Annotated in this window: 10 protein-coding genes and 1 pseudogene; 10 read left to right on the top strand and 1 reads right to left on the bottom strand. The window is 65.3% G+C overall.

Going from position 1 to position 12,771, the window contains the following annotated elements; all coding sequences use genetic code 11:
* Positions 1 to 716: 716 nt before the first annotated feature.
* The gene (locus C3Y15_RS03015) at positions 717 to 1,526 is read right to left on the bottom strand and encodes an alpha/beta hydrolase (RefSeq protein ID WP_045577782.1); all 810 of its coding nucleotides are present in this window, start codon (positions 1,524 to 1,526) and stop codon (positions 717 to 719) included.
* 106 nt (positions 1,527 to 1,632) lie between these two features.
* On the opposite strand from C3Y15_RS03015, the gene C3Y15_RS03010 reads away from it, so the two are divergent.
* From C3Y15_RS03010 to C3Y15_RS02965, 10 genes and pseudogenes are all read left to right on the top strand, one after another.
* On the top strand, positions 1,633 to 2,184 hold the full coding sequence (locus C3Y15_RS03010) for a MarR family transcriptional regulator (protein ID WP_059888233.1): 552 nt from the start codon (positions 1,633 to 1,635) through the stop codon (positions 2,182 to 2,184).
* Between the two features lie 78 nt (positions 2,185 to 2,262).
* Positions 2,263 to 3,219, top strand: a complete 957-nt coding sequence (locus tag C3Y15_RS03005; protein ID WP_014725453.1) for a LysR family transcriptional regulator — start codon at positions 2,263 to 2,265, stop codon at positions 3,217 to 3,219.
* Between the two features lie 203 nt (positions 3,220 to 3,422).
* A complete protein-coding gene (locus C3Y15_RS03000) occupies positions 3,423 to 4,352 on the top strand; it encodes a TauD/TfdA family dioxygenase (RefSeq protein WP_069246439.1) in 930 nt (309 codons plus the stop codon).
* The gene (locus C3Y15_RS02995) at positions 4,349 to 5,824 is read left to right on the top strand and encodes an AMP-binding protein (protein ID WP_069246440.1); all 1,476 of its coding nucleotides are present in this window, start codon (positions 4,349 to 4,351) and stop codon (positions 5,822 to 5,824) included. The genes C3Y15_RS03000 and C3Y15_RS02995 overlap by 4 nt, the downstream gene beginning before the upstream one ends.
* A 14-nt stretch (positions 5,825 to 5,838) precedes the next feature.
* Positions 5,839 to 6,465 carry a thermostable hemolysin gene (locus tag C3Y15_RS02990; RefSeq protein WP_034194523.1) on the top strand — a complete coding sequence of 209 codons (627 nt, stop codon included), beginning with the start codon at positions 5,839 to 5,841 and terminating at the stop codon, positions 6,463 to 6,465.
* Between the two features lie 57 nt (positions 6,466 to 6,522).
* Positions 6,523 to 7,713 (top strand): multidrug effflux MFS transporter, encoded by a 1,191-nt coding sequence (locus C3Y15_RS02985; RefSeq protein WP_069246441.1) that lies wholly within the window; start codon positions 6,523 to 6,525, stop codon positions 7,711 to 7,713.
* Positions 7,710 to 8,144: a DoxX family protein gene (locus C3Y15_RS02980; RefSeq protein WP_069246442.1), complete on the top strand. Its 435-nt coding sequence runs from the start codon at positions 7,710 to 7,712 to the stop codon at positions 8,142 to 8,144. The genes C3Y15_RS02985 and C3Y15_RS02980 overlap by 4 nt, the downstream gene beginning before the upstream one ends.
* 158 nt (positions 8,145 to 8,302) lie before the next feature.
* On the top strand, positions 8,303 to 9,406 hold the full coding sequence (locus C3Y15_RS02975) for an efflux RND transporter periplasmic adaptor subunit (protein ID WP_081053433.1): 1,104 nt from the start codon (positions 8,303 to 8,305) through the stop codon (positions 9,404 to 9,406).
* Positions 9,403 to 12,489 carry an efflux RND transporter permease subunit gene (locus C3Y15_RS02970; RefSeq protein WP_059474707.1) on the top strand — a complete coding sequence of 1,029 codons (3,087 nt, stop codon included), beginning with the start codon at positions 9,403 to 9,405 and terminating at the stop codon, positions 12,487 to 12,489. The genes C3Y15_RS02975 and C3Y15_RS02970 overlap by 4 nt, the downstream gene beginning before the upstream one ends.
* A gap of 47 nt (positions 12,490 to 12,536) precedes the next feature.
* Positions 12,537 to 12,771, top strand: a pseudogene (locus tag C3Y15_RS02965) (multidrug transporter); the annotation flags it as partial.

The following is a 12,771-nucleotide window of genomic DNA, read 5'->3' as shown; positions in this document are numbered from 1 at the left end:
AAGCATCGACGACCTTGCTTCCGCCGATGGCTCGACGGGGAGCAGGCGAAGCAGATGAAAGTCGATCCCGATCGGATCGTCCGGTATATGGCGCCGTCTCCGAACGACCGCCTCGAATCGGCGCGCGGTTCGGCAATGGACCGCCGACAGGACATCGTGCATCAGCAAAACTCTGGCAGTTTTTGCAGATGCGTTGTCATCTTCCACAAATTCATGCTGGCTGGATGTCGATAAAGTACGCATCACGGAGACGCTTCAAAGCACCGACGTGCCGGTTTCCCGTGCTTCGAGCCGGGAGTGAACAAGCGTTGTGCGATGTCGATGGCCGCGATGCGTCATGAACCCATGATGCAGCGCTTCGAGCGCTGTTCAGCACCATCGACGGATCGCCGAGAGATCGACCGCTTCCGATGTAGAGCGATGACCTGGTGCAGACGTGAGATGGCGGACTTCTAGGTCGGAGTGCTACGACGATGAATGGCGCTACGGGCGAACACGAACGATTACGACCGTTTGCGTTCGGAGCCGAATCCGGCCGGGCGACGGCGTTGCTGCGCACTTTCCGCCAACAACGACGTTCTCACCATTGCTCGACGTAGACAAACGCGGTCAGCCAGTAGCCGAGGAAGCCGAGCGCGAAGCCGGCTTCGTCGCCTGCGGTGCCGTTGATGACGGCCCACGCACCTCACGCCTCCAGACGAGATTCGTGCGAAACCCTACACAGCATTTGACCCGCCAAGAAAGCGCAATACCGCCCAATTGAACGCCCCGGCGCGGTCGAGATTTGCATGATGTCCGCCTCCGGGAAGCGTTCCGTAGCGGGCACCCGGAATCATGGCAGCGAGCCGTTGCCCTTCGGTCGCCGGAAAAATGCTGCCGTCTTCGCTTTGCAACACGAGCGTTTCGCTGCGTACGAGATTCAGTCGCCTTCTGACGTCGTAGTTCGCGATCCCGATGCAAAGGCGGGCAAGCTGCGCGGAATCGGTGGTTGCCGCGCGCGCATGGCCGATCTGATACGCGATCTCGCCAGCTTCCGATTGAGCGAATTCGGCGCTCACCATCAGCGGCCACATTTCCTCGAACCAGCGGCTTGCGCCATCGTCGCGCGCGAAACCGCATTTCCAGAACTCGAAGCGCCGGACGAAATCGTCGTCGACCAGGTTCGAGAAGCCATTGCAGACGACCAGCTTGCCGACGCGTGCGGGCGCATCGAGCGCGATCGTCAAGGCGATCGCGCTACCAAGCGAGATGCCGACGAGGGCGGCACTTTCGAGGCCAAGATAATCCAGCAGAAACTGCAGGCTGCCGGCAAGTTCCCTCACGTCAAGCGTGCGATCCGGGTACGACGACGCACCGTGCCCCGGCAGATCCGGCACGATGACGCGATAACCCGCTTGACGCAGAAACGGCATTTGCCGTGCCCATGCGAGACCGCAGCTACCCAGATCGTGAATCAATATGATCGGTTGGCCGCTGCCGACGTCCGCATAATAAAGATCGTGGTCACTGAATGATAGTTTTGCCATCTGCCTGCTCCACTGCTGTCCCCCGTGTACTTCTGAACTATCTTAATATTGAGATATATTGGCTGCAAGTTGAGCGACCAAGCCCCCATCGAATGCGAGGATATTCATGACGGTTCCGGGTACCGAAGATCACGTTGACCTCGTCGTCGCGCAATGGCGCGACGAGCGGCCTGAACTCGATGTGGCGTCGATGGAGGTGTTCGGGCGTCTGGCGCGACTGACCAAGCATTGCGAGAAGGCGCGGACCGAGGCGTTGTCGCCGTTCGGCTTCAAGGAAGGCGAATTCGACGTTCTGGCCACGCTTCGCCGGGCGGGCGCACCGTACGAACTGTCGCCCACGCAGCTGTACCGCTCGCTGATGATTTCGTCGGGCGCGATCACGAACCGCCTGATGCGACTCGAGCAGGCCGGCCTCGTCGAGCGCATCCCGAATCCGCAGGACGGCAGGGGAATGGCCGTGCGATTGACTCGCGAAGGGCTCGCACTGATCGACAGGGCGGTGAATGTACACGTGGACACACTGAATCTGTTGCTCGGCGGGCTGGATCGGGACGACCGCACGACACTTGCATCGCTCCTGAAGCGTGCGCTTCTCGCGCTACCGGGCGAAGCGCTCCCGTCCGATGGCGCAGGGTGGGCGCGAGGGGAGCAGGCGTGACAGACCGAACCTCGATGGGTTTAAGATAAAGACCGCAACAAATGAGGCCGGCGACAACAATAACGATAAGGAAATATCGTGCTTAACAGTAACGTATTGCGCCAACTCGATCTTCAGGACGTGATGGTATTTCTGTGTCTGTACGAACATAAAAGCGCGCGCCGCACTGCCGAGGTCCTGAGCATCAGCCAGCCGACGGTCAGCTATTGCCTGAAACGCTTGCGCAATTGCTTTCACGACGTACTGTTCGACGTCGATCGCGGCAGCCTCGTCGCGACGGCCAAGGCCGAGGCGATCGAGCCGTATCTGCGAAACGTGATCGACGCGGTGAACCACTGCGCCGACATGGACGACGACCAGGTGGCCGCCACGTCACGCCGTGTGATGCGCGTATGCGCGCCGGAGTACTTCGAGCTGCTGCTGTTGCCGGGGGTGCTCGAGTCGTTCATGAAGCGCGGCCGCGAAACCTCGCTGATCGTCGATCGCCTCGGCCGCGAGCTGCCGGTAGAACGGCTGCTGGCCGGCGAACTCGATTTCGCGATCGGCTTCGGCCCCGGCTATCATCGGCTGCATCCCGACCTGCAATGGGAGTCGGTGCTCTCCGACACCTTCGTGTGTCTGACCGCTTCGCGCAAGCTCGCACCGTCGACGCGCGTCTCGCTCGACGAATTCTGCGACATGGAGCACGTGTTCCCCACGCCGTGGGTATCCGAGCGCAACATGATCGACGGCTGGCTCGAAAAGCTCGGCCGCTCGCGCAGTATCGTCGCGCGCGCCAACACGTATCAGGCCTGCCTGAACATCGTCGCGCGGCTGCCGGTCGCGCTGACGCTGCCGCGGCGCCTGATCCAGCACCTGTCGATTCCGGCGAACGTACAGATCTGCGAAGTGCCGCTCGGCTTCCCGACCTTCACGCTGGACGTGATCTGGTCGACGCCGATGGAGAAGAACCCCGACATCCGCACCATGCGCAGCCTCTTCAAGGATCTCGCGAGCGCCAACGCGTTCGAGCCGGGGGAATTGCCTCGCGCCTAGCCGCAATCGGTTCGCGCCGGCCGGCGAGCGGTGCGGGTTATTGCCAATGGGGAAGCAAAGCCGGGCTTCCTTTCAGGAACCTGAACAAAATTCACATCCACCATTTAATTTTTAAAACGGTGCGCCCCGCCGTGTCGGTAGATTAGTCAGTGTTCGACGAGGCCGTGCTTCGAACACAAAACTAACCACACTGAGAGGCAACCATGATGGATGTTGTTGATGTAGTCGCTGCGAGGGTTCAGCACAAACCGTTACCGCGTTTCGGCTTCGAGTTGATCGAAAGCCTCGAGGCCGGTCAGAAGGCGATCGACCTGGTCGATACCGATCAGTTGTACGAGCAACTCGCCCATTCGGGTGTCCTGATCTTTCGCAATTTCGCCGATACGCTCGACGATTTCAACCGCTTCGTCAGCCTGCATTCGGCGCGCGTCACGTTCGATCCCGCGCGCAAGACCTCGACGGAGAACACCGCCGAAATCGATGCCGGCGAGCTGGAAATGGGCCTGCACCGTGAGAACGGCAACCTGCCGTTCACGCCCGACCTGCAATGGTTCTACTGCCTCGAGCCGGCTCGCGTCGGCTCCGAAACGACGATCTGCGACGGTCAGCGCGTGCTGCAGGAACTGACGCCGGCCGTGCGTCGCCTGTTCGAGCAACGCCAGATCAAGTATTCGCGCCGCATTCCCTGGCCGAACGTGCAGCGCTTCCTGAGCGTCGAACTCCAGCTGCCGGCGCACGAGGTGAACGACTCGCACCTGGAGGTCGTCAACCAGCGCGTTCGCGGCCAGCACTATCGCCGTCTCGACCAGTTTCTCGTGTCGTCCGAGCGTGTCACCGATGCGATCACCGTCAGCTGCTTCTCCGGCCGTCGCGCGTTCTGCAACTCGCTGCTCGGGCCGAGCGTGAACTACGAGCCGCCGCTGATCACGTGGGCCGACGGTACCGACATCGATTTCGAGGTGTGGGACGAAATCAAGGACGTGACCGCCCGCTATACGTACGACCTGTTCTGGAACAAGGGCGACGTCGTCGTGATCGACAACAGCCGCGTGATGCACGGCCGCCGCCGTCTCGCCGACCCGGGCCGCCGCATCTTCGGTGCGCAAAGCTATCGCAAGGGAGCCATCGCATGATCAGCGCACTCATCGAACGTCATTTCGCCGAAGCGCCGAACCGCATCGTCGTGCGGGAGATGGACGGCCGCGAATACTCGCTCGACCAACTGCGCACCGACGTCGCGCGGATCGGCGGCAAGCTGGAGGAGGTGTACGGCGATTGCAGCGGTCTCGTGTTCGGTATTGCCGCGCGCTCGAGCTACACGTGGGTGGCGACGATGCTCGCGATCCTGCGCGTGAAGGCGGTGCTTCTGCCGGTGCCGATCGAGTTTTCCGACGAGCAGATCGGCAGCCTGTTGCACAAGGCCACCGCGATCTTCGCGCAGGATGCGCAAACGGCCGCGCGCATCGGCTCGATCCTGCCGGGCATCTCGTGCATCGACGCCGCGAGCGAGCGCGACGAATGGCCCGCAGCGGGCGCACCCACCGGGGAGCGGATCGAGCCGGGCATCTGCGGGATCATCCATACGTCCGGTACGACGTCGAAGCCGAAGGGCGTGAAGATCCGCGACGAGGCGGTCGGCCTGCTCGTGACGAACGTGCTGAAGCGCGTGCCGGCCGGTCCGCTCGATTACCTGTCGATCGTGCCGATGAGCCTGCTGATCGAACAGGTGCTCGGCGTGTTCCTGCCGGTGCTGTCCGGCGGCTCGCTGACGCTGATGCCCGCGCACTACGCGGAGTACGGCGCACGCAGCGGCAATGCGCGCGAATACCTGGACCTGATCGCCCGCGTCGATCCGAACTTCCTGTACCTGCCGCCGAAGCTGCTCGAGGAGGCCGATGCCTTGCTGGAGTCGACCGGTACGACGCAACTGTTCGGCCGCCGCAATCCGCACATCATCACGGGCGGCGCGAAGATTCCGGCCACCGTGCTCGAATCGTTGGACAAGCGCGGCGTGCAGGTATACGAAGCGTACGGTCTCAGCGAGAACAGCTCGATCATCTCGCTGAACTATCCGGGGCAGCGCCGCATCGGTTCCGCCGGGACGTTCCTCGACGGCATCGAGCCGGTGATCGTCGACGGCGAGCTGCGCGTGCGCACACCGACGCTCTGCGCGGGCTACTACAACTCGGACGATACGTCGTGCGAGCTCACCGACGGCTACCTGCATACCGGCGACCTCGCCGAGATCGTCGATGGCTTCCTGTACATCACCGGCCGCAAGAAGCACGTGATCATCCTGTCGACGGCGCGCAACATCTCGCCGGAGTGGGTCGAGACGGTCTACAAGGAAAGCGCGCTGATCGACGACATCGTGGTGTTCGGCGAAGGGCGCGAAGAGCCGGCGGCGATCGTGCTGTCCACGCACGACGAAGCGGCGGTGCGCGACGAGATGGCGCGGCTCGAACCGCGGCTCGCGGATTTCGCGCGGGTGCGGCGCGTGCGGGTCGTGACCGACATCGAGCGCTTCCGCACGGATTACTACACGGTCACCGGGCGGCCGCGCCGTCAGCTGATCGAGCGTGACCATGCGGCGTCGCTTTACTGACCGGGGAGCCGAACGTGCAGATCGTACGGACCTTTCACCCGGGCCAGGACGCCTATCGCGAGATTCAGCTCGCGGTCTCGCAGCACTACTATCAGGCGCACGGCGCGCGTCCTGAGCCTCGCCCGGACCAGTTCTGGTGTCTGACCGACCGCGAGAGAACCTTGCCCGGATACGCATGCCTGGGGCTCAGCTGGGGCGATAGCGCGCGGCTGTTCTCGGAGCACTACCTCGACGAATCGCTGACGAGCCTGTATGGGCTGTCGCGTGCGGAGCTGATCGAGCTCGGGCAGTTCTCGTCGTTCGGCCCGAAGGGCGCCGGGCGCTACCTGATGGCGAGCGTGTTCCGCACCCTGGCCCAGCACCACTACCGGTACGTGCTGATGACGGCGACCGAGCGCGTGCGTTACATCGTGCAGTCGTTGCAGATCGCCTACGACGATCTCGGCCGCGCGTGCGTGAGCCGGGTGCGTGACCGGCATGTCGACTGGGGCACGTACTACGACAACGCGCCGCGCGTCATCATGGTAAGGATCGACGACATGGCCCGACGCAACGATTTGCCGATGTGGAGCCCGCTCGGCGATCCGCCCTCGGCCCGAATGCCGCCAAGGCAGGTCGAATGCACCGCCAACGGTCACTGATCCCGACAGGCCGCACGCACTCGCGTCGGCCTGTCCCGTCATTTCAGGAACGTCCCCATGTCCAACTCAAACAGATATGAAAACTTCCTCGTGTTCCTGGCGCCGCTGATCAATAGCGTCGGCGGGATCGCGATCGACCTCTATGCGCCCAGCATCCCGGCCATCGGTCGAGAACTCGACGTCATGCCGAGCATGATGCAGAACACGATCACGATCACGCTCGTGTTCTATGCGATCGGCCAGCTCGGCTTCGGCATCCTGGCCGACTGGTGGGGCAGACGCCCGTCGATACTGTTCGGCCTCGTGCTGTTCATCGCCGGCAGCGCGCTGGCGGTCGTCGCGCCTTCGTTCGAGGTGCTGATGGCGGGACGCGCGATTCAGGGCTTCGCGATCGGCTCGTGCCAGGTCGTCGCGCGCGCCGTGCTGGTCGACCGGCTGAAGGGCGACCGCTTCCGCGTCGCGATCGTCTACCTCAGCCTGGCGTTCGGGCTGGGCCCCGTGATCGCGCCTTACGTGGGCGGACACGTGCAGGAGTGGGCCGGCTGGCGCTGGAACTTCGTCGTGTACTGCGGTTATGGGCTCATTGTGCTGTCGTTCGCGTTCGCGGGCCTGCGCGAGACGCTGCGGCCGGAGTTGCGGCGCACGCCGCGGCAAACCATTGCGGGCTATCGCGAGATCCTGTCTGATCCGCACTTCCAGTCGGCTGTCGCGATGCTCGGGATGAGCTTCTCGGCGTTCCTGATGTGGAACGTGATCGGCCCGTACATCGTGCAAATCCGCCTCGGGCATTCCGCGGCTTATTTCGGTTCGACTGCGCTCGGCGTCGGCCTGTGCTACCTCGGCGGCACGACGCTGAACCGGAGCCTGATCCGGCGCTACAGCGGCGAGCAGCTGATGCGCGTCGGCATCGCGACCTTTGCGCTCGGGGTGGCCTGCGTGGCGTCGAGCGGCGTCGAGCTGAGCCTCGTGACCACCCTCGGCGGGATCATGCTGATCGCGTTTGCACAGGGCTTCATCTTCTCCAACGCGATGGCGCGCTCGATGGCCCTGTTTCCGGGCCGCGCGGGCGCGGCAGCGAGTCTGCAAGGGTGCCTGATGCTGGCGCTCGGTTCGATCGTGTCGGGGGTCGTCAGCGCATTGCCCATGGAGACGAACGCGACGATTGCCATCATGTTCGCGTGTCTGCTCGGCGTGACCATGATCGGCTTCCGGCAGCTGCATCGCCGCCATCCGCAGGTGGCGCGATGAAGGCCGCCGTCGCGCTCGTGCTGCGGCTCGTACTCGGCGCGTTCTGGAGCTGGGCGGGCTTGACGAAGATCGTCGGGCACTTCGATGCAGGCCCCTTTCTGACGGCAGCCGTCTCGCGATCCGCGGTGGCGCCCGAAGCCGTGCGGCTCGCGCTGACCGGCGCGATCGTGCACGTCGCGCTTCCGCACGTCGTCGCGGTGAACCTGATCGTGCCCTGGCTGGAACTGGCGGCAGGATTATCGATCCTGCTCGGCATCGCGATCGCGTGGGGTGTCGCCGGCGCGGCGGCGATGTCGGTGCTGTTCCTGATGTGCGGGGCGGTCGGCACCAATCCATTGCTGCTGTTCGGCGCCGTCCTGTTGGCGATGTCACACCCGTATGCGCGCGCATGGACCCTTCATGCGCCGCGAGCGCCTGCCACGACCATCTGAGCTCGTAGCGGGCGTTGCTTCGCCGCTTGCCGCGTTCGTCGCGGCAAGCGGCTTTTTTCGTGTCGGGCATGCGAAAAATTTAAACGGGGATTCGAAAAGTTGACGTCCGGGCGCGGCGGCTCCACCCAAACTGACGTCATGACTGATTCATTGGGGAGATATCGGTGAGACGCTCTGTGTTCCTTGCCGCAGGCGCGTTGGTCGTCCTGTCCGGCGCATTGTTCCTTTGGCGCACGGAACGTGTATCGGCGGCCGATCGGCCTGCGTCGCCACCGGCGCCGTTGCCGGTCGAGACCATCGTCGTGAAGCCGCAGGCCGATGCGCCGACGCTCGAGGCGGTCGGCTCGCTCGAAGCGGTGCGGCAGGTGACCATCGCGCCGGAAGTCGCCGGCCGCGTCGTCGACATCCGGTTCGTCGCGGGCTCGCGCGTGAGCGCCGGGCAAACGCTCGTGCAACTGTACGATGCACCCGAGCAGGCGAAGCTCGCCGGCTTGCAGGCGAAGGCCGACTATACGCGCCGGCAGTTCGACCGCGCCGTGCAGCTCGTGCCGAACGGCGCCGAGCCGAAGGCGACATTCGACGCACGCCGCTACGAGCTCGACGCCGCGCGCGCCGATATTCGCGAGACTCGAGCGGTCATCACGCAAAAGCTGATACGCGCGCCGTTTTCCGGCGTGATCGGCTTGCGCCGCGTGAACCTGGGGCAGTACCTGAACCCGGGCGATCCGATCGCGACGCTGACGGATCTCGGCGTGTTGTACGCGAACTTCACGGTGCCGCAGAAGGAGTTGAGCCGCGTGTCGCTCGGCCAGACGGTGCGCGTGACGACGGATGCGTATCCGGGCCGGACCTTCGAAGGCCACGTGACGGCGATCGAGCCGCAGGTCGGCGACGAGACCCGCAACATCACCGTGCAGGCCACGGTGACCAATACCGGCCAGTTGCTGCGCCCCGGCATGTATATCGACGCGCATCTGGCGCTGCCCGGCCGCGACGCGGTGATCAGCGTGCCGGATACCGCCGTGCAGACCTCCCAGGCGGGCGACACCGTGGTGGTGGTCGAGCAGCGCGACGGGCGCGGCGTCGGCGTTGCGCGCGTGCGCCAGGTGCGTGCCGGCGCGCGCGAGCGTGGCCGCATCGTCATCGAGGACGGGCTGCGCGCCGGCGACGTGGTCGTGACGACCGGGCAGTTGCGCGTCGCACCGGGCGCGAAGGTGCAGGCGCTCGCCGATGCGGGCACACGACGGGAGACGGTGCGATGAGCCAGACCACGCAAGGCGCGCGTTTCACCGACATCTTCGTGCGGCGGCCGGTGCTGTCGATCGTCTGCAGCCTGCTGATTTTGCTGGTGGGCCTGCGCTCGCTCGGTGCGCTGCCGGTGCGCCAGTATCCGATGCTGGAGAGCGCGACGATCAGCGTCGAGACGGCCTATCCCGGTGCGTCGCAGGCGTTGATGCAGGGCTTCGTGACGACGCCGATCGCCCAGTCGATCGCAACCGCGGACGGCATCGAGTATTTGACCTCCACGTCCACGCAGGGCAAGAGCGTCGTGAAGGCGCGGCTGCGCCTGAATGCGAACGCCGATCGCGCGATGACCGAAATCATGGCGAAGGTGCAGGAGGTCAAGTACAAGATGCCCGAGGGTGCGTACGACTCGGTGATCACCAAGCTGACCGACGCGCCCACGGCCGTGATGTATCTGGGCTTCTCGAGCGATACGTTGTCGATCCCCGAGATCACCGACTACGTGGTGCGCGTGGCGCAGCCGCTGGTCACCACGGTGCCGGGCGTCGCCTCCGCCGAAATCGTCGGCGGCCAGAATCTCGCGATGCGCGTCTGGCTCGACGCGTCGCGGCTCGCCGCGCACGGGCTGTCGGCCGGCGATGTCGCGGCCGCGCTGAAGGCGAACAACGTGCAGGCTGCGCCGGGCCAGTTGAAGGGCGCGCTGACCGTCGCCGACATTTCCGCGAACACCGACCTGACCGACGTCGGCGCGTTCGGCAACCTCGTCGTGAAATCGGAGGCGAACGGCAGTTTCGTGCGCTTGCGCGACGTCGCGACGATCGAGCTGGGCGGCCAGCAATACAACGCGAGCGCGCTGATGAACGGGCGCCGCGCGGTCAACATCGCGATCAACGCGACGCCGTCGGGCAACCCGCTCGACATCGTGCGCGGCGTACAGGCGTTGCTGCCGACGATGGAGCGCAGCAAGCCGGCCAGCATCAGGATCGGCGACGTGTTCGACGTCGCGCGCTTCGTCAACGCGTCGATCGACGAGGTGCGCGAGACGATCATCGAGGCGATCGCGATCGTCGTGGTCGTGATCTTCCTGTTCCTCGGCTCGTTCCGTGCGGTCGTGATCCCGGTCGTGACGATTCCGCTCGCGCTCGTCGGCTCGGCCGCGCTGATGCTGGCCGCGGGCTTCTCGCTGAACCTGCTCACGTTGCTCGCGATGGTGCTGGCGATCGGGCTCGTCGTGGACGACGCGATCGTCGTCGTCGAGAACATTCACCGGCACATCGAATCCGGCGAGCCGCCCGCGCGCGCGGCGCTGCTCGGCGCGCGCGAGATCGCGTCGCCGGTGATCGTGATGACCATCACGCTCGTTGCGGTGTATGCGCCGATCGGGCTGATGGGCGGGCTGACCGGCTCGTTGTTCCGCGAGTTCGCTTTCACGCTCGCGGGGGCGGTGTGCGTGTCCGCGGTGATCGCGTTGACGCTCTCGCCGATGCTCAGCTCGCTGCTGCTCGACAGCCGGATGTCGGAGGGCCGTGTCGCGCGGGCGATCGAACACACGCTGTCGCGCGTCACGCACGCGTACCGGCGCCTGCTGCATGCGAGCCTCGGCGCGCGGCCGGCGGTGCTGGTTTTCGGAGCGGGCGTCCTGTTGGGCATCGGCCTGCTGTTCAGCGGCGTGAAGCGCGAACTGGCGCCGCAGGAGGACCAGGGCTCGATCATGCTGCAGGTGAAGGCGCCGCAGTACGCGAATCTGGACTACCTCGAACGCTACGCGCCGCAGATCGAGAAGGTGTTCCGCTCGCTGCCGGAAGCGGATACCAGCTTCGTGTTGAACGGTGTCGGCGGTGCGAATCTCGGCTTCGCCGGCGTGAACCTCGTCGACTGGTCGAAGCGCACGCGCAGTGCGGCCGACCTGCAGGCGCGGGTGCAGGCGGGCGCGAACGCGATCGCCGGCGACCAGGTGTTCACGTTCCTGCTGCCGTCGCTGCCCGCGTCGAGCGGCGGCCTGCCGATCCAGATGGTGCTGCGCGCGCCGGCCGATTTCAACGGCATCTTCGCGACGATGGACAAATTGAAGGCTGCCGCGTCGAAGAGCGGGCTGTTCGCGGTGGTCGACAGCGATCTGACGTTCGACAGCCGTGCGGTCGGCGTAACGATCGACCGCAACCAGGCGAATGCGCTCGGCGTGACGATGAAGGACATCGCCGATACGCTCGCGGTGCTCGTGGGCGAGAACTACGTGAACCGCTTCGATCACGACGGCCGCTCGTACGACGTGATTCCGCAGGTCGCGCGCGCCGAGCGCCTGTCGTCGGACATGCTGAACCGCTACTACGTGAAGACGCGCGGCGGCAAGATGGTGGCGCTGTCGACCGTCGTGCGCGTGTCGAACGGCAGCCAGGCCAACGCGCTCACGCAGTTCAATCAGATGAACTCGGCGACCCTGTCGGCGGTGGCCGCGCCGGGCGTGACGATGGGGCAAGCGGTCGAGTTTCTGCAGAAACAGCCGCTGCCGGCCGGCTACGAGATCGACTGGCTCGGCGAATCGCGGCAATACGTGCAGGAAGGCAACCGGCTGACGGTCACGTTCGTGTTCGCGCTCGTCGTGATCTTTCTGGTGCTCGCCGCGCAGTTCGAGAGCCTGCGCGATCCGCTGGTGATCCTCGTGTCGGTGCCGCTGTCGGTGTGCGGCGCGTTGGTGCCTCTGTACCTCGGCTTCGCGACGCTGAACATCTATACGCAGATCGGGCTCGTGACGCTGATCGGCCTGATTTCCAAGCACGGGATCCTGATGGTGAGCTTCGCGAACGAACTGCAACGCACGCAGCACCTCGACCGGCGCGCGGCGATCGAGCACGCGGCCGCGGTACGGCTGCGGCCGATCCTCATGACGACGGCCGCGATGGTCGCCGGGCTCGTGCCGCTGATTTTCGCACGCGGCGCGGGCGCGGCCAGCCGCTTCGCGATCGGGATCACGGTCTCGACCGGCATGCTGGTCGGTACGCTGTTCACGCTGTTCGTGCTGCCGACCGTGTACACGCTGATCGCGAAGCGCCATCGCGAGGCCGCGAACAGCGAGCGCGCCCGCGTGCTGGAGACCGTATGACGATGCAATCTGCAACGCGTGCCGCGACGGGACGCAACGAGGGCAACATGAATGGATTTCGCATGGCGGCCGCCGCGGCGCTCGCGCTGTTCGCCACCGGCTGCACGATGGCGCCGCATTACACGCGGCCCGACGCGCCCGTCGCGCAGGCGTACCCGGCCGGCGGCGTCTACGCGACGCAGCCCGCTGCGGCCGGCACGCGCAGCGCCAACGGCCAGGCGGCGAGCGCCATCGGCTGGCGCGAATTCTTCGCCGATCCGCGCCTGCAGCGGCTGATCGAGA

The sequence above is a fragment of the Burkholderia sp. B10 genome, from assembly GCF_004368385.1.
Taxonomy (GTDB): domain Bacteria; phylum Pseudomonadota; class Gammaproteobacteria; order Burkholderiales; family Burkholderiaceae; genus Burkholderia; species Burkholderia vietnamiensis.
Note: the sequence above shows the minus strand (reverse complement) of the source record. Positions and strands in the feature narration are given on the sequence as shown.